Below are 16383 nucleotides of genomic sequence, written 5' to 3'. Positions count from 1 at the left end.
CGCCTCCCACGGCTCAGCCCAGATCTCCGCCTCCCACGGGCAAGGTGACGCCCGTGATGTAGGAGGCCTCGTCCGACGCCAGGAACAGGATCGCTCCCGCCTGCTCGTCGAGCGTGCCGTATCGTTTCATCAGGCTCGACTGGATCGTCTGGTCGACGATGGTCCGGTACCAGTCCTCGCGCTGTTCCTGTTCCGCATTGGGGTTGCGCGGCACGGCGCGCGGCGGCGCCTCTGTGCCGCCCGGCGCGGTGGCGACGACGCGGATGCCGCGCTCGGCCACCTCCCAGGCGAGGCTCGCGGTGATCGCGTTCACCCCGCCCTTGGCCGCCGCGTAGGGCACGCGGTTGAGCCCGCGCGTGGCGATCGACGAGACGTTGACGATCACCCCCTGCCCCGCCTCGAGCATCGGCTCGAGCGCGGCGCGGCAGCAATAGAGCGTCGGGAACAGCGAACGACGGACCTCGGCGTCGATCTCCTTCGGGGCATAGTGCTCGAAGGGCTTGGCCCAGATCGTGCCGCCGACATTGTTGACCAGGATGTCGATCCGGCCGAACAGCTCGACCGCCTTATCCATCGCCTTCTGGCATCCGGCCCAGCTTTCGAGGTTGGCGCTGGTCTCATGCGCGGTGCCGCCGGCGGCGCGGATCGCCTTCACCACCTCGCGGCGCTGCGGCGCCCGGTCGACGATGAGCAGCTCGGCGCCCTCCTCAGCGGCGCGCTCGGCCACGCGCCGGCCGATGCCCTGCGCGGCGCCGGTCACCACCATCGCCTTGCCCGCGAAGCGCCCGCTCATGCCGCCGCTGCCGTCTCGGTGGGGGCGAACTTCTCGTAGTGGAAGCTCGCGGGCTCCACGCCCAACGTGGCGAAATGCTTGCGCACCGCCTCGACCATCGGCGGCGGACCGCACAGATAGACGTCGCAATCGCCCTCGTTGAGATCCCCGGCCGAGATGTGGTCGGTGACGAAGCCCTTGCGCTCATGCGCATCCTCCTCAGCGGCGAGGATGGTGATCACTTCGACCCCGCCGATCCGTTCGGCCAGCGCCTTCACTCGCTCCAACTCCACCAGGTCGGCGGCGCGGGTCACGGCGTAATAGAGCGTCACCGGCTGATCGCAGCCCTGCGCGGCGAGTTGCTCCAGCATCGACAAGAAGGGCGCGAGGCCGGTGCCGCCCGCCAGCCAGAGCTGCGGCCGCTCCACCGGGCGCAGGTAGAAGGCGCCCATCGGCCCGGTCAGCTCCAGCCGGTCACCGGCGTCGGCCTGGGCGAGATAGCCGCTCATCACCCCGCCGGGCAGGTTGCGGATCAGGAAGCTCGCCTCGGTCGCGCCGGGTGCCGAGGAAAAGGAATAGGAGCGGTGCACGCCCGCGCCGGGCACCGAGACGTTGACGTACTGCCCCGGCAGGAAGCCCATCGGCCGGTCGAGCGTCACGCGCAGCCCGAAGGAGGTCTCCGACAGCACATCCACCCCGGCCACCGTACCGCCCAGCGTCTCGGCGCCGGTCTTGCAGACCAGCGACGAGGCCGGAACACGGATGACGCAGTCACTCTCCGGGATCATCTGGCAGGTCAGGACATAGCCTTCCTCCGCCTCCTCCTCGGTCATCGCCTCATCCATGTAGAATTCGAGCTCGTACTCGCCCTTCTCGGCAAAGCACTTGCAGGTGCCGCAGACGCCGTCGCGGCAGTCCATCGGGATGTTGATCCGCTGGCGGAAGGCGGCGTCGGTCACCTTCTCGTCCTCGTCGCAATCGATGACGCGGGTGACCCCGTCCTCGAAATTGAGCGCGATGCTGTAGCTCATGCTGTTCCTCCTCCCGGTCGCGCGCCCCCTCCCCGGGGCGCGCGGACGCCTGGGCCATCGATCGATGGCCGCGGCTCAGATGTGGTAGACGTCGATCACGTGGTGGATGCGGTCGTTCTTGAGCACCACCTTCTTGTCGGCAATCAGCGGCTTCTCCCCCGAGACGTCGAGCGTGTAGAAGGACGTCCCCCAATGGGTGTCGGTCTCGCCGTAGCGGTAGGTGTTGGTGATCCAGTTGAACCGCAGCTTGATCGTGCTGCCCGCGCGCTCCAGCACCTCGATGTTCGAGATGTTGTGCTGGGTGCGCGGCTCGGGCAGCGAGGTCGCCGAGGAGCGGTCGGTCTTGATCCGGAACACCCGGTCCTCGATGCCCGAGCGGTCGTAGTAGAAGATCAGCGACATCTCGTTCTCGGGATCTTCGGTCAACGTGTCGAAGTCATCCCAGGCAGGCATCCAGAACTGGCAGTCGGGATGGTAGAAGCCGATCCAGTCATCCCACTGCCGGTCGTCGAGGGCGCGCGCCTCGGCGTAGAGAAAGGCCTGGATCCGCTCGAAGCTCAGCTCGGTGGCGGTGGCGGGGCGGTCGATGGTCTGGGTGGTCATGATCTTACTCCGCGGCGATGGTGTCGTTGCCGAGCGCGGCGCGCTCCTTCTCGACCGCCGCGTTCATGCGCGCCGCCCATTGCCGGTGCTGCACCACGAACAGCCCCTCGTCCTCGGTGCGCGCACCCGACATGATCGGCACGATGCCAAGCGCCTTCGCCTCCTCGTCGGGGCCGGTGATCCAATGCGTCGCGCCGCGCGTCAGGTCGTTCCACTTGGCATGGGCCGCGCCCTGGTAGCCGCGCTGCGTGGCGCGGAATTCCTCGGTGTCGTCCGGGGTCGCCATGCCGCTGGCGTTGAAGAAATCCTCGTATTGCCGGATCCGGCGCGAGCGCGCTTCCTGGCTCTCGCCCTTCGGCGCGATGCAGTAGATCGTCACCTCGGTCTGGGTCGAGCTGACGGGGCGGAACACCCGCAGCTGCGAGCTGAACTGGTCCATCAGGAACAGGTTCGGATAGAGGCACAGGTTGCGCAGCACGCCGACCATCCAGTCGGCCTTGGCCTCGCCATACTTGGCAGCGAAATTGTCGCGCTCGGCATAGAGCGGGCGGTTGGTCGGGTCGGCCCAGGTCGTCCACAGGAGCAGGTGGCCGTTGTCGAAGCTGTAGAAGCCACCCTTCTGCTTGGACCATTTCGAGGCGTCGGTGGCCTTGATCTTGTCCTCCTTGCCCTCCTGGCCGCGCCGCCCGGTGGTGGCGACGTAGTTCCAGTGCACCGAGGAGACGTGATAGCCGTCGGCGCCGTTCTCGGCCTGCAGCTTCCAGTTGCCGTCGAAGGTGTAGGTCGAGGCGCCGCGCAGCACCTCCAGCCCCTCCTCGGACTGATCGACCACCATGTCGATCAGCTTGCGGGTCTCGCCCAGATACTCTTCCAGCGACGAGACGTCGGGGTTGAGCGAGCCGAACAGGAAACCGCGATAGTTCTCGAACCGCGCCACGCGGGTCATGTCGTGGCTGCCATCCTTGTTGAACTGCTCGGGATAGCCGCCGGTCTTGGGGTCCTTGACCTTCAAAAGCTTGCCGGTGTTCGAAAAGGTCCAGCCGTGGAACGGGCAGGTGAAGGTTTTCTGGTTACGCCGCTTGAAGCGGCACAGCATCGCGCCGCGATGGCTGCAGGCATTGACCAGCGCGTGCAACTCGCCATCCTTGTCGCGGGTGATGACGACCGGGGTGCGGCCCATGGTCAGCGTGTAGTAGTCGCCCGGTTCGGGGATCTGGCTCTCATGCGCCATGTAGATCCAGTTGCCCTCGAAGATGTGCTTCATCTCCAGCTCGAACAGATCCTCGTCCGAGAACATGTCGCGGCGGGCGCGGAAGATGCCCTTCTCCGGGTCGTCCTGCACGATGCCGTCGAGGCGGCGCTCGATCTCCGTGAGATCCGTCGATGTGAACATGGCTTTTCCTCCTCCTCGGTTGTCCGGCGCGGTGGCGCCCCGGACAGCGTTGCTGTTGCGCGCGGCGCGAACGCCGCGCCTCACTCCCCCGCGACGCTGCGCAGCACCCGCCCCGCGTCGCGGTCGTAACGGGCGATCTTCTCGGGGTCCGGCACCACGCCGAGACCCGGCCCCTGCGGGCGCACCAGAGAGAAGTCGCGATACTCGATCGGCGTGGTCAGGATCTCGTCCTTCATCAGCAGCGGCCCGAACAGCTCGGTCCCCCAGCCGAGCCGCTCCACCGTCGAGAAAAGCTGCACCGCGGCGGCGGTGCCGATCCCGGCCTCGAGCATGGTGCCGCCATAGATCCCGATCCCGGCCGACTGGGCGATCGCCACCACCTCGGCAGCACGCCTGAGCCCCCCGGACTGCGCGATCTTGACCGCGAAGACATCGGCCGAGCGTTCGGCGGCGACGCGCATCGCGTCCTCGGGCCCCTGCAGCGCCTCGTCCGCCATCACAGCGATCTCGTAGGCGTCGGTGAGATGGCCCAAAGCCTTGTGAAAGCGGGCGGCGATCGGCTGCTCCACGAGATCGACGCCGATCTCCTGCAGCCCCCTGAGGCCGTGGCGCGCCTCGGTGACGTTCCAGGCCTGGTTGACGTCGACCCGGATGCTGGCGCCGTCGCCGAGCGCCGACTTGATCGCGCCGACATGGGCGAGGTCGTCGCGCAATGCGCGCTTGCCGATCTTGAGCTTGAAGATGTTGTGCCGACGCGCGGCGATCATCTCGCGTGCCTCGGCGATGTCGGTCTCGGAATTGCCGCTGGCCAGCGTCCAGGCCACCGGCATCGTCTCGCGCACCGGGCCGCCGAAGAGCTGCGCCACCGAAACGCCGAGCCGCCGTCCCAGCCCGTCCCACAGCGCGGTCTCGACCGCGCAGCGGGCGATCGGGTTACCGCGCACCAGCCGCTCGACCTTGTGGGTGACGGCGTTGACGTCGTCGCCCTCCATCCCGGTGATCGCCGGGGCGATATAGGCATCTATGGCGAGCCGGATGCTTTCGGGGCTTTCGGGCCCGTAGCTCATCCCGCCGATCGCGGTACCCTCGCCCCAGCCCTCCGAGCCGTCGCCGAACCGGATCCGCACCAGCACGACCGACTGCACGGTCATGGTGGTCATCGACAGCACATGGCCGCGGATCGTCGGGATATCGAGGATCGTTGTTTCGATGTGGTCGATCTTGCTCATCAGGCCCCCTGCGGCGTTCGGGCTTCGGTCTGAGGCGACCATGGTCCAGCCGGGGGGTCGGAATCCAATACCGAGGCGGTCTGATGCGATACCCCGGCCTCGCGCGCGTCGCTCGCGCGATCTGGAGGGTCCGGGGAAACGGCCAGGGGTGCGATGAAGCTCGGCGATTGGCGCAGCGCCACAGCGTTCTGCGCACGGAGGTTAAGACGGTTTGGGAAAGGACTGGATGTCCCGCTTGCACCTCATCGACCGGACATCCGGTCCTGAATCCAACCTAAAATATGGGCTGAGTTCGATTATTGGGGTTACCAGTCGACAATCACCGCGACTGTGCTGCGCGATGTACTTCTCGACCGCCAAGCGCAGCACGCCCTGAAAGGGCGTATCTGAGGCCGCGATTCAGCGCATGATGCCTATCAGGTAACTTCCGCGCAGAGCATCACGGCCAGGAACGGCCCCGCCCCTGATCGGGCGGGACCGTCGCATGGTCTCTCAGCGGATGCGGCGCTCGGTCTGGGCGTCGAAGAGCATCGCCCGGCTCGCGTCGACCCGCAGCCCGACGCGTTCGCCGGGGCGCGGCGTGGGGTCGTCCTCGCGCAGCTCGACCACCAGCCGGTCGCCGGTCTCGGCGATCAGGTAGGCGTAGGAGACGCCGCCGAGCTTTTCGACCAGGTCGACCGCGTGGCTGTCGCCCGCCACGATCCCCATATGCTGCGGGCGCAGCCCGAGGATCACCTCGGTGCCGGGCGTCGGCAGCCGCGCCGGGGCCGCGATGGTCTCGGCGCCGAGCCCCGGCGCGATCACCCCGCCATCGGCGGCGCTGCCGCCGACGAAGTTCATCGCCGGACTGCCGATGAAGCCCGCCACGAAGCGGTTATCGGGGTCGCGGTAGAGATCCATCGGCGCGCCGACCTGCTCGATATTGCCGGCGCGCAGCACCACGATCTTGTCGGCGAGCGTCATCGCCTCGACCTGGTCGTGGGTGACGTAGATCATCGTCGCGCCGATCTCCTTGTGGAGCCGGGCAATCTCGACCCGCATGTCGACCCGCAGCTCGGCGTCGAGATTCGACAGCGGCTCGTCGAACAGGAACACCTCGGGGCCGCGGACGATGGCGCGGCCGATGGCGACGCGCTGGCGCTGGCCGCCCGAGAGCGCCTTGGGCTTGCGCTTGAGATAGTCGTCGAGCTTGAGGATCCGGCTCGCCTCGCGGACCTTCTCCTTGATCTCGGCGCTCTTGTGGCCGGTCATCTTCAGGCCGAAGCCCATGTTCTCCTCGACCGTCATATGCGGGTAGAGCGCGTAGGTCTGGAACACCATGGCGACACCGCGGTCGGCCGGATCGGCCCGGGTCACGTCATGCGCGCCGATCCGGATCTGGCCGTCGCTGGTCTCCTCCAGACCGGCGATCATCCGCAAGAGCGTGGACTTGCCGCAGCCCGACGGGCCCACGAACACCACGAATTCCCCGTCCTCGATGTCGAGATCGACCCCGTGGATCACCTCGACCTCGCCATAGCGCTTGATCAGCCCGCGCAGCGTGACGTCAGACATTCTTCTCTTCCTCCTGCCGGGCACGCCCCTCGTCGGGGAAGCGCCACGCTTCGGTATCCTTGGAAATTCGGTCGGCCGCCTCGCGCAGCAGCGGCGCCATCGCCTCGAGATCCTCGAGGCTGCGGCGGGTGGTCACCGAGGTGACCGAGAGCGCGCCGATCACCCGGCCGCGGGCCGACAGGATCGGCATCGCGACGCAGATGATTCCCGGCTCGTGCTCCTCGCGGTCGAAGGCGTAGCCGCGGCTGCGGATCTCCGCGAGTTCGGCGCGGAACGCGTCCGGGTCGGTGATGGTCTGCGGCGTGAAGCGGTAGAAGCTCTGCAGCGCGATCGCCCGGTCGAGCGCCTCCGGCTCCAGAAAGGCCAGCATCGCCTTGCCGACGCCGGTACAATGCGCCGGGCCGACCTTGCCGGCCTGGCTGAACATCTCGATCGGCCGGGACGGCACGCGCTTGTCGACATAGAGCACCTGCCCTGCGTCGAGCTGCGCCAGGTGCACCGTCTCCTGCGCCCGCGCCGCGAGCCGCGCCAGATGCGGCCGCGCCACCGGCGCCAGCGAGGATTGCTGCCAGGCGGCATGCGCCAGCCTCATCAGCCGCAGCCCCGGCGCGTAGGTCTGCCGCTCGGGATCGAGCGCCAGCAGCCCCTGGTTGGTCAGGGTCTGCAGCAGCCGGTAGAGCGTCGCCTTCGGGTAATCGGAATGCGACCGCAGCTCGTTGAAGCGGACCGGCCGCTCGAACCCGGCCACCAGATCGAGCACCGCGACCGCCTTGCCGATGGTCCCATCGCCCGCCTGCTGCTCGCCTCGTTGCGCCGTCATTGCCCCTCCTCCGTTGCGTCCGGACGCGCAATGCCGCGCCTCGACTGTTGACAAGCTTAGGGCAAAGCGGAGTATGATTTCAATATGCAAAACCTAGTCTCAAATAATGAGACCAAATTTGCACCACCGGAGGGAGGAAATCATGGTTAAGCATTCGAAGACCGCGCTGCTCGCGCTGGTCATGTCGACCGCTCTGACGAGCGGGGCATGGGCGGAGAGCCACGAGATGGCGCTCACGGGCGATCTGAAGATCTTCTCGGACATGTCGAACCCGGCGCCGCGCGCGGTGATGGAGGGCATGATCGAGCGATTCGGGGAGATGCACCCGGATCTGAACATCGAGCTGACGGTGATCGACCGCGAAGCCTACAAGACCCAGATCCGCAACTTCCTCACCGCCAACCCGCCGGACGTGGCGAACTGGTACGCCGGCAACCGCATGGCCCCCTATGTCGATGCCGGGCTGTTCGAGGACGTCTCGGATCTGTGGGAAGGCGAGCTGAGCGAGAACCTCGCCTCGACCAAGGGCGCGATGACGCTCGACGGCAAGCAGTGGGGCGTGCCCTACACCTACTACCAGTGGGGCGTGTACTACCGGAAGGATCTCTACGAGGAGCACGGGCTCGAGGAGCCTCAGGACTGGGAGACCTTCAAGTCGAACTGCCAGACGCTGCTCGACAACGACATCAAGTGCTTCACCATCGGCACCAAGTTCCTGTGGACCGCCGCCGGCTGGTTCGACTACCTCAACATGCGCACAAACGGCTTCGACTTCCACATGCAGCTCGCCAATGGCGAGGTGGAGTGGACCGACGAGCGCGTGAAGCAGACCTTCGCCAACTGGCGCGAGCTGATCGACATGGGCGCCTATGTCGACAACCACACCGCCTATAGCTGGCAGGAAGCGCTGCCCTTCATGGTGAACGGCGAGGCGGCGGCCTACCTGATGGGCAACTTCGCCGTGGCGCCGCTGCGCGAGGCCGGGCTCACCGACGACCAGCTCGACTACTACCAGTTCCCGGCGATCAACCCGGATGTCGAACTGGCCGAGGACGCGCCGACCGACACGTTCCACATCCCCTCGGGTGCCGAAAACAAGGAGGCCGCGCGCGCCTTCCTGAAATTCGTGACCTCGGCCGAGAACCAGACCGCTATCAACGCGGGCGACGCGCTGGGGCAGCTGCCGGTGAACAGCGCCTCCTCGGTGGATGACGACAAGTTCCTCAAGGAGGGCTTCGAGACCCTGTCGCAGAACAGCCCCGGCGGCGTGGCACAGTTCTTCGACCGCGACGCGCCGGCCGAGATGGCCAAGGTGGCGATGGAGGGCTTCCAGGAATTCATGGTCAAGCCCGACAATCTCGACCGCATCCTCGACCGGCTCGAGCGCGCCCGCCAGCGCATCTACTGATCGCGCGGCGATCTCATGCCGGGGGCGGTGCGCCGCCCCCGGTCTCCCCCGACGTTCCGAAAGGTCCGGCCATGGCCCCGCTTCCCCCTTCCACCGCGCCGCGCCCCGCGGTCGGCCCCGCCCCCCGCTCCTGGTGGCGGCGCAACCAGATCGCCATCACGCCCTGGCTGTTCCTGGCGCCGGGCATCCTGTTCTTCGCGATCTACGTGCTGATCCCGGTCGGGCAGAGCTTCAACATCTCGCTCTATGAATGGGACGGGCTCGGGGCCGCCGAATATGTCGGCCTGCGCAATTACGAGGAGATGTATTGGGACGACGCCTTCTACACCTCGCTCCGCAACAACGTGATCTGGCTGGTGCTCTACCTGCTGGCGATCCCGCTGGGGCTGGCCATCGCGCTTTTTCTCAACCAGACGGTGGCCGGGATCCGGATCTACAAGTCGCTGTTCTTCTTCCCCTTCGTGATCAGCCAGGTGGTCGTCGGCCTGGTCTTCAGCTGGTTCTACGACCCCTCCTTCGGCCTTCTCAACGTGATGCTGGGCTGGTTCGGGATGGGGCCCGTCAACGTGCTGGGCGACGAGCGCTGGGTGACCTACGGCATCATCGCCGCCGGTCTCTGGCCGCAGACCGCCTATTGCATGATCCTCTATCTCACCGGCCTCAACGCCGTGGACCCCGAGCAGATCGAGGCCGGCCGCCTCGACAACGCCAAGGGCTTCCGCATGCTGTGGCACATCATCCTGCCGCAGCTCCGCCCCGCCACCTTCATCGCCTTCGTGGTGACGATCATCGGCGCGCTGCGCTCCTTCGACCTGATCTCGATCATGACCGCGGGCGGGCCGTTCGGCGAAAGCCGGGTGCTGAGCTTCTACATGTTCGAGGTGGCGCTGTCGGAATACGGCTTCCGCATGGGCTACGGCGCCGCGATCGCGGTGGTGCTGTTCCTGATCATGCTGGTCTTCATCACCTACTTCCTGTGGTCGATGTACCGCGAGGAGCGCGGTCGATGACCCGGGCCGATTTCGATGACCTCTGCGCGGCGCAGCCCGGCGCCGTCCGCTCGGGCGCGGGCGAGCTCGACTCCTGGAAGGTCGGCGGCAAGATGTTCGCCTGCTGGGGCGACGGCGCCACGCGCGAGACCAACACCGACACCGTGGTCGTCGCCACGCCGGACCGGGAGACGGCCGAGATGCTGGTCGATGCCGGCGCCGCGCATCGGCCCCCCTATTTCCGCGGCGCCTGGGTCGGGCTGACGCTCGACGGGCTCGACCCCGAAGAGGCCCGCCACCGCATCGCCGTGAGCTATGGCCGGGTGCGCGCGGGCCTGACGAAGAAGGCGCAGGCCGAACTGCCGCCAATGGAGGAAATCTGAGATGTTCCCGACCCCGATCGAAAAGCAGCCGCGCGGCGCGCAGATCGCCTACCAGTCGCTGATCCCCGTCGCTCTGGTGCTGTGGCTGCTGCCGCTGATCGCGGTGGCGGTGTTCTCGATCCGCCCCGACGCCGATTTCGCCAATGCCAATTACTGGGGCTGGCCGTCCTCCTTCGAGGGCATCACCAACTACTCCAAGGTGTTCTTCGAGAGCGACATGCCGCGCTACCTGTGGAACTCGGTGCTGATCACCGTGCCCACGGTGATCGGCGCGGTGGCGCTGTCCTGCATGACCGGCTTCGCGCTCGGCATCTACAAGTTCCGCGCCAACATCTGGATCTTCTTCCTATTCGTAGCGGGCAACTTCGTGCCGTTCCAGATCCTGATGGTGCCGGTGCGCGACCTGACTCTCGATCTCGGCCTCTACAACACCAAGACCGGGCTGGTGCTGTTCCACATCGCCTTCCAGACCGGCTTCTGCACACTGTTCATGCGCAACTTCATCCGTGCCCTGCCCTTCGAGCTGATCGAGGCGGCGCGGGTCGAGGGTGTCTCGGAATGGCGGATCTTCTGGTTCGTGGTGCTGCCGCTGATGAAGCCCGCCATCGCGGCGCTCGCCGTGCTCATCTTCACCTTCATCTGGAACGACTATTTCTGGGCCGTGGTGCTGACCCAGGGCGCCGAGAGCCAGCCGGTGACCGCGGGCATCACCTCCTTCAACGCGCAGTACCGCGCCGCCTACCACCTGATGAGCGCGGGCAGCATCGTCGCCGCCCTGCCGCCGGTGGCGATGTTCTTCCTGATGCAGCGCCACTTCATCGCCGGACTGACCCTCGGAGCCGTGAAATGACCGATTGCTGGCGTCTCGACAGCTTCGCCCAGACCCTCGTCCTCGCCGCCGAGGACAAGCGGATGCCCCGCGTCGTCTACTGGGGCGCGCCGCTGCCGCGCGGCTGCGACCTCGCCGCCATCGCGGCTTCGGAGGCGCGCGACGTCACCGGCGGCATGCTCGACGCGAACCCGCCTCTGTCGATCTGCCCCGAGGCCGATCGTGGCTTTCCCGGCCAGCCGGGGCTGGCGCTGCGCAACGCGCAGGGCCGCGTCCTGCGGCCCCGGCTGCGGCTCTCGGAGGTCGAGGCGGCGCGCGACGCGCTGGTGCTGACCTGCGCGGATGCCGAGCTCGGGCTGCGCTACGTCGCGCGCATGGCGATCGACCCGGCCACCCATGTGCTGACCCTCTCGACCGAGATTGAGAGCGAAGCGCCGGTGATCGTCGACTGGCTCGCCGCCCCGGTGCTGCCGGCGCCGCAGCTCTCGGACGAGATGATCGACGTCGCCGGTCGCTGGATCGGCGAGTTCCAGTTGCAGCGCACGCCGTGGAGCGCCGGCATCCGCCTGCGCGAGGCCCGCACCGGCCGCTCCGGGCACGAGCATTTCCCCGGGCTGATCGTGCCTGGCCGCGGCACCAGCAACGGCGCCGGCGCGGCGCATGCCTTCCATTACGGCTGGTCGGGCGGGCACCGGATGATCGCCGAGGAGCTGCCCGACGGGCGCCGGCAGGTGCAGTTCGGCCATGCCAGCGCGACCGAGCTGGAGCCGGTCACCCGCGCCGCGACCGGCCCCCTTCTCGTCACCTATTCACGCGCGGGCCTCAATGGCTGCGCCACTGCCTTCCAGCGCCACATCCGCGACCGGATCGTGCAATGGCCCGACCCCGACCGGCCGCGCCCGGTGCATTACAATTGCTGGGAGGCGATCTATTTCGACCACGACGTCGCCGCCCTCAAGGAGATCGCGACCCGGGCCGCGGCCCTCGGCGCCGAACGTTTCGTCCTCGATGACGGCTGGTTCGGCACCCGCGACGACGACACCTCCTCCTTGGGCGACTGGTGGGTCGACGCGCGCAAGTATCCCGACGGACTCGCGCCGCTGATCGACCATGTCCACGAGCTGAACATGACCTTCGGCATCTGGTTTGAGCCGGAGATGATCAACGCCGACAGCGACACCTTCCGCGCTCATCCCGACTGGGCGCTCGGCCCCGTCGACCAGATCGAGGGCCGCCAGCAGCGCGTGCTCGACCTCGCCAACGAAAAGGTGCGCGACTACCTCTACGACCGGATCGGCGCGGTGCTGCGCGACCACCGGATCGACTACATCAAGTGGGATCACAACCGGCTGCTGCCCTATCCGGACGCGGCCCAGACCCGCGGCGTCTACGACCTTCTCGACCGGCTGCGCGCCGCGCATCCCACCGTCGAGATCGAAAGCTGCGCCTCCGGCGGCGGCCGCATCGACGCGGGCATCCTCGCCCGCACCCACCGGGTCTGGCTGTCGGACAGCAACGACGCGGCCGAGCGGCTCAGGATGCAGCACGACGCCGCGCTGTTCCTGCCGGCGGCGATCACCGGCAGCCATGTCGGCCCGCGCCATTGCCACACCTCGGGCCGGGTGCACGACATCCGGCTGCGCGCCTGGGTCGCGGCGCAGCGGCACATGGGCTTCGAGATGGACCCGCGCGAGTTGACCGAGGAGGAGGCGCAGGTGCTCACCCGCGTCACCGCCTGGTGGAAGTCGAACCGCGACTGGACCATGCGCGCCGACATCCACTGCCTCGACAGCGCCGATCCCGCGATCACCGCCGAGGCGCAGATCGCCGAGGATGGCGGCCGCTTCGTGGTCTTCGCCGGCCGCGCCGGCACCTCGTCGCAGATCCTGCCGCGCCCACTCTGCCTCACCGGGCTCGACCCGGAGGCCAGCTACCGCGTCGAGATCGTCAACCGCGAGGATCTCGGCCCGCTGTCGCGCGGCGCGCTGCCGCTCAAGGACGGCCCGGTCGAGCTGCCGGGCGCCTTCCTGATGAGCCAAGGCCTGCAATTGCCGCAGGCCTTCCCCGATACCATTTGGGTGCTGGAGGGCACCCGCCTTTGACGGACACCGCCATGACCGATCTCACCCGCACATTGGGCTGCTGCTACTACCCCGAGCACTGGCCCCGCTCGGTCTGGGCCGAGGATGCCCGCCGCATGGCCGAGACCGGCCTGACATGGGTCCGGATCGGCGAATTCGCCTGGAGCCGGCTGGAGCCGCGCCCGGGCGAGCTGCAGTTCGAATGGCTCGACGAGGCGATCTGGACGCTGGGCGATGCCGGGTTGCAAGTCGTGCTCGGCACGCCGACCGCGACGCCGCCGCGCTGGATGCTGGAGCGGCATCCCGACATGCTCGCAGTCGATGCCGAGGGCCGGCCGCGCAAGTTCGGCTCGCGCCGCCACTACTGCTTCAGCCACGAGGGCTTCGCCGCCGAGAGCGACCGCATCGTCGGGCTGCTCGCCGACCGCTACGGCCGCAACGAGCATATCGGCGCATGGCAGACCGACAATGAATATGGCTGCCACGACACCACCATCTCCTACTCGGACGCGGCCCGCACCGCCTTCCGCCGCTGGCTGAAGGACCGCTACGGCGAGATCGACGCGCTCAACGCCGCCTGGGGCAACGTGTTCTGGTCGATGGAATATCGCGATTTCGACGAGATCGACCTGCCCAACCTCACCGTGACCGAGCCGAACCCGGCCCATGCGCTGGCCTTCCGGCGGTTCTCCTCGGACCAGGTGGTGCGCTTCAACCGCCGCCAGGTGGAGATCATCCGCGCCCGCTCCAAGGCGCCGATCACCCATAACTACATGGGCCGGATCACCGATTTCGACCATTTCGCGGTGGGCCGCGACCTCGATTTCGCCTCCTGGGACAGCTACCCGCTGGGCTTTCTCGAGGACCGCGCCGGCGCCACGCCCGAGCAGCAGCGCGCCTATGCACGGCAGGGCGATCCCGATTTCCAGGCCTTCCACCACGACCTCTACCGCGCCGTCGGACGCGGTAGGATGTGGGTGATGGAGCAGCAGCCGGGGCCCGTGAACTGGGCCCCGCACAACCCCGCGCCGCTGCCGGGCATGGTCCGGCTGTGGAGCTGGGAGGCCTTTGCCCATGGCGCCGAATGCGTCAGCTACTTCCGTTGGCGGCAGGCCCCCTTCGCGCAGGAACAGCTGCATTCCGGGCTGCTGCGCCCCGACAGCCAGCCCGCGCCGGGGCTGGAGGAGGCGCGCCAGGTCGCGCAAGAGATCGCGCAGGCCCCCGCCGTCGCCAATGCCCGCGCCGAGGTGGCGCTGCTGTTCGACTACGATGCCGACGCCGCTTGGGCGGTGCAGCCGCATGGCGCGGGGCTGAGCTATTTCGGCCTCGTGCTCGATCTCTACAAGGCGATGCGGGGCCTGGGCCTCTCGATCGACATCCTGCCGGCCACGACACGCGACTTCACCGGCTACCGGATGATCGCCGCGCCGGGGCTGATGCACATGCCCGACGATCTCAAATCCGCCCTCGCCTCCGCCGCGGCGGAGGTGCTGATCGGCCCGCGCGCGGGCGCGCGCGACGGCGAGTTCTCGATCCCGGTGCCGCTGCCGCCGGCCTTTCCCGGCCTCGACGTCACCGTCGCCCATGTCGAGAGCCTGCGCCCCGACGCACCGGAGCGGCTCGATGGCGGCGGCGCGTTCCAGGGCTACAGCGAGCGGCTGGAGGGCAGCGCGCGGGTGGTCGAGCGCTGCGAGGACGGCGCCGGGGCGCTGATGCGCGAGGGGCGCATCGCCTATCTCGGCGGCTGGCCCGACCCGGTGGCGGCCCGGCGCATCGTCGCCGAGGCCTGCGCCCGCGCCGGGATCGACACCCAGGAGCTGCCCGAGGGCATCCGCCGCCGCGACACCGCGACCGAGCGGTTCTGGTTCAACCACGGCCGGACCGGCGCGGTGGTCGACGGCCTCGACCTGCCGCCGCTCTCGGTCACGCGGCAACTGCTTTAGACGCGGCCGCGCGGCCGCGCCGGGCCTGGACCCCGGCGTGGCCGCCACCGGCTGCCGTCTCTCAGGCCATACCCATCGCGCCGACGAGATCCCGGATCATCCGGGCCGAGGTCAGCGCCAGGAACAGGCCGAAGGACAGCCGCAGCGCGCGCTGCGGGATCGCGTGGGCGAGCCGCACCCCGACGCCCGCGAAGCTGGTGGTCAGCGGGATGATCACCGCCACCGCGACGAGATTGACGTAGCCCAGCGAGAAGGGCGGCAGCCCCTCGGCGCCGAACCCGGTCAGCATGTAGATCAGCGCGCCGGGCAGACCGATCACGAAGCCGATCGCCGCCGAGGTGCCGACCGCGCGGCGGATGTCGTAGCCGAGAAAGTTCAGCAGCGGCACGCAGACCGTGCCGCCGCCGATCCCCATCATCGACGACACCGCGCCCGCAAAGACGCCGAAGCCCGCCCAGGCGGGTTTCGAGAAATCCTTGGGCACGATCTCGCCCTTGCGGCCGCGCAGCACCATGTCGGCGGCGACCGCCGCCGCGACCACGGCGAAGACCGCGATCAGGATCCGCCCGTCGATCAACCCGCCCGCGAAGCTGCCGAGAACCACGCCCACGAGGATCGACGGCGCCCACAGCCGCAGCAGGTCGAGATCGATCGCGCCCCGGCGGTGATGGCCACAGGCCGAGAACATCGAGGTGAAGACGATGGTGGCGAGCGAGGTGCCGACCGCGACCTGCATGGTCAGCCCCGGCTCCATGCCGGTGAGTGACAGCGCGAAGTAGAGCGCAGGCACGATGACGATGCCGCCGCCGACCCCGAGGAGCCCGGCGAGGATGCCGCCCGCGACCCCCGCCGCCACGGCAACGGCGAGCAGCGTCGTGACGGTGCCGAGATCCATCTCAGGCACCCGTCTCTGTCGCGCGCGAGCGCGAGACGCGGCCCTCGGCCCGGCGCCGCGCCTCGGCCTCGCCGGTCACGGGGTCATGCGCGATGATCGACCAGGTCATGCTCGGCGCTCCGACATGTAGGCCTGCATTTGCCGAGCCGCTGTGGCGACGGGGGCATCCGACAGCGGCGTCCCCGCCAGTATGTCCGCATCGGCCAGGTCGCCATGGAGGGCGACGTGCAAAGAGACGGCGACAGAACTCGGCCACGCCGCCTCGATATACGAAGCCAACCCTTGCGTCGCTGCCGCCCGCGGCAGCATCGGGCGGCCGTCGCGGACGTAATCGATGGTCGGGCAGGTGGTGAAGGCGATCATTCTTGCGTCTCTGGTTTGGATCAATCTCAGCCTGGGTCGAGCGTATCGCTTGGTTCGCAGTCTCAAGCGAACTCGATCTCCGGAGAGCGT

15 protein-coding genes are annotated in these 16383 nt (G+C 68.2%); 6 read left to right on the top strand and 9 right to left on the bottom strand.

The features are described 5' to 3' along the window. Positions 1-13: 13 nt before the first annotated feature. The 7 genes from benD to T8T21_RS16895 all read right to left on the bottom strand — a co-directional run bounded on the left by benD (position 14) and on the right by T8T21_RS16895 (position 7402). Positions 14-793: a benzoate diol dehydrogenase BenD gene (benD, locus tag T8T21_RS16925; RefSeq protein ID WP_322337600.1), complete on the bottom strand. Its 780-nt coding sequence runs from the start codon at positions 791-793 to the stop codon at positions 14-16. Next, the gene (gene benC, locus T8T21_RS16920) at positions 790-1803 is read right to left on the bottom strand and encodes a benzoate 1,2-dioxygenase electron transfer component BenC (RefSeq protein WP_322337599.1); all 1014 of its coding nucleotides are present in this window, start codon (positions 1801-1803) and stop codon (positions 790-792) included. The genes benD and benC overlap by 4 nt, the downstream gene beginning before the upstream one ends. Positions 1804-1878: 75 nt before the next feature. Next, positions 1879-2406 (bottom strand): benzoate 1,2-dioxygenase small subunit, encoded by a 528-nt coding sequence (gene benB / locus T8T21_RS16915; RefSeq protein ID WP_322337598.1) that lies wholly within the window; start codon positions 2404-2406, stop codon positions 1879-1881. 4 nt (positions 2407-2410) lie between these two features. Further along, on the bottom strand, positions 2411-3799 hold the full coding sequence (benA, locus tag T8T21_RS16910) for a benzoate 1,2-dioxygenase large subunit (RefSeq protein WP_322337597.1): 1389 nt from the start codon (positions 3797-3799) through the stop codon (positions 2411-2413). An 80-nt stretch (positions 3800-3879) separates the two neighbouring features. Further along, a complete protein-coding gene (locus tag T8T21_RS16905; RefSeq protein WP_322337596.1) occupies positions 3880-5028 on the bottom strand; it encodes a muconate/chloromuconate family cycloisomerase in 1149 nt (382 codons plus the stop codon). A gap of 492 nt (positions 5029-5520) precedes the next feature. After that, positions 5521-6582, bottom strand: coding sequence for an ABC transporter ATP-binding protein (locus T8T21_RS16900; RefSeq protein WP_322337595.1), 1062 nt, complete (start codon positions 6580-6582; stop codon positions 5521-5523). Continuing rightward, positions 6575-7402, bottom strand: coding sequence for an IclR family transcriptional regulator (locus T8T21_RS16895; protein WP_322337594.1), 828 nt, complete (start codon positions 7400-7402; stop codon positions 6575-6577). Before T8T21_RS16895 ends, T8T21_RS16900 begins: the two co-directional genes overlap by 8 nt. Before the next feature lie 142 nt (positions 7403-7544). On the opposite strand from T8T21_RS16895, the gene T8T21_RS16890 reads away from it, so the two are divergent. The 6 genes from T8T21_RS16890 (at position 7545) to T8T21_RS16865 (ending at position 15035) form a co-directional block, all read left to right on the top strand. Next, complete coding sequence (locus T8T21_RS16890; protein WP_407660142.1) at positions 7545-8810, top strand: ABC transporter substrate-binding protein; 1266 nt, start codon at positions 7545-7547, stop codon at positions 8808-8810. 71 nt (positions 8811-8881) lie between these two features. Further along, complete coding sequence (locus tag T8T21_RS16885) at positions 8882-9820, top strand: carbohydrate ABC transporter permease (RefSeq protein WP_322337593.1); 939 nt, start codon at positions 8882-8884, stop codon at positions 9818-9820. Then, positions 9817-10182, top strand: a complete 366-nt coding sequence (locus tag T8T21_RS16880) for an MmcQ/YjbR family DNA-binding protein (RefSeq protein WP_322337592.1) — start codon at positions 9817-9819, stop codon at positions 10180-10182. Before T8T21_RS16885 ends, T8T21_RS16880 begins: the two co-directional genes overlap by 4 nt. A gap of 1 nt (position 10183) precedes the next feature. Further along, entirely contained in the window at positions 10184-11032 is an 849-nt protein-coding gene (locus T8T21_RS16875; RefSeq protein WP_322337591.1) for a carbohydrate ABC transporter permease, read from the top strand. Next, complete coding sequence (locus tag T8T21_RS16870) at positions 11029-13113, top strand: alpha-galactosidase (protein ID WP_322337590.1); 2085 nt, start codon at positions 11029-11031, stop codon at positions 13111-13113. Before T8T21_RS16875 ends, T8T21_RS16870 begins: the two co-directional genes overlap by 4 nt. 11 nt (positions 13114-13124) lie before the next feature. Then, positions 13125-15035, top strand: coding sequence for a beta-galactosidase (locus tag T8T21_RS16865; RefSeq protein ID WP_322337589.1), 1911 nt, complete (start codon positions 13125-13127; stop codon positions 15033-15035). 61 nt (positions 15036-15096) lie between these two features. Here T8T21_RS16865 and T8T21_RS16860 read toward each other — a convergent pair whose 3' ends face one another. Both T8T21_RS16860 and T8T21_RS16855 read right to left on the bottom strand, forming a co-directional pair. Then, a complete protein-coding gene (locus T8T21_RS16860) occupies positions 15097-15930 on the bottom strand; it encodes a sulfite exporter TauE/SafE family protein (RefSeq protein ID WP_322337588.1) in 834 nt (277 codons plus the stop codon). Between the two features lie 105 nt (positions 15931-16035). Beyond that, positions 16036-16293 (bottom strand): hypothetical protein, encoded by a 258-nt coding sequence (locus T8T21_RS16855; RefSeq protein WP_322337587.1) that lies wholly within the window; start codon positions 16291-16293, stop codon positions 16036-16038. Between the last annotated feature and the right edge of the window lie 90 nt (positions 16294-16383).

Origin of the sequence: Limimaricola variabilis, assembly GCF_034371605.1 — a bacterium.
In the GTDB taxonomy this organism is placed as follows: Bacteria; Pseudomonadota; Alphaproteobacteria; order Rhodobacterales; family Rhodobacteraceae; genus Limimaricola; species Limimaricola variabilis.
This window is presented reverse-complemented; position numbering and strand designations above follow the sequence as displayed.

What these genes read in the sequence shown, in the direction of transcription:
- benD (WP_322337600.1), bottom strand. Translation starts at nt 793, where the DNA reads ATGAGCGGGCGCTTCGCGGGCAAGGCGATGGTGGTGACCGGCGCCGCG.
- benC (WP_322337599.1), bottom strand. Translation starts at nt 1,803, where the DNA reads ATGAGCTACAGCATCGCGCTCAATTTCGAGGACGGGGTCACCCGCGTC.
- benB (WP_322337598.1), bottom strand. Translation starts at nt 2,406, where the DNA reads ATGACCACCCAGACCATCGACCGCCCCGCCACCGCCACCGAGCTGAGC.
- benA (WP_322337597.1), bottom strand. Translation starts at nt 3,799, where the DNA reads ATGTTCACATCGACGGATCTCACGGAGATCGAGCGCCGCCTCGACGGC.
- T8T21_RS16905 (WP_322337596.1), bottom strand. Translation starts at nt 5,028, where the DNA reads ATGAGCAAGATCGACCACATCGAAACAACGATCCTCGATATCCCGACG.
- T8T21_RS16900 (WP_322337595.1), bottom strand. Translation starts at nt 6,582, where the DNA reads ATGTCTGACGTCACGCTGCGCGGGCTGATCAAGCGCTATGGCGAGGTC.
- T8T21_RS16895 (WP_322337594.1), bottom strand. Translation starts at nt 7,402, where the DNA reads ATGACGGCGCAACGAGGCGAGCAGCAGGCGGGCGATGGGACCATCGGC.
- T8T21_RS16890 (WP_407660142.1), top strand. Translation starts at nt 7,545, where the DNA reads ATGGTTAAGCATTCGAAGACCGCGCTGCTCGCGCTGGTCATGTCGACC.
- T8T21_RS16885 (WP_322337593.1), top strand. Translation starts at nt 8,882, where the DNA reads ATGGCCCCGCTTCCCCCTTCCACCGCGCCGCGCCCCGCGGTCGGCCCC.
- T8T21_RS16880 (WP_322337592.1), top strand. Translation starts at nt 9,817, where the DNA reads ATGACCCGGGCCGATTTCGATGACCTCTGCGCGGCGCAGCCCGGCGCC.
- T8T21_RS16875 (WP_322337591.1), top strand. Translation starts at nt 10,184, where the DNA reads ATGTTCCCGACCCCGATCGAAAAGCAGCCGCGCGGCGCGCAGATCGCC.
- T8T21_RS16870 (WP_322337590.1), top strand. Translation starts at nt 11,029, where the DNA reads ATGACCGATTGCTGGCGTCTCGACAGCTTCGCCCAGACCCTCGTCCTC.
- T8T21_RS16865 (WP_322337589.1), top strand. Translation starts at nt 13,125, where the DNA reads ATGACCGATCTCACCCGCACATTGGGCTGCTGCTACTACCCCGAGCAC.
- T8T21_RS16860 (WP_322337588.1), bottom strand. Translation starts at nt 15,930, where the DNA reads ATGGATCTCGGCACCGTCACGACGCTGCTCGCCGTTGCCGTGGCGGCG.
- T8T21_RS16855 (WP_322337587.1), bottom strand. Translation starts at nt 16,293, where the DNA reads ATGATCGCCTTCACCACCTGCCCGACCATCGATTACGTCCGCGACGGC.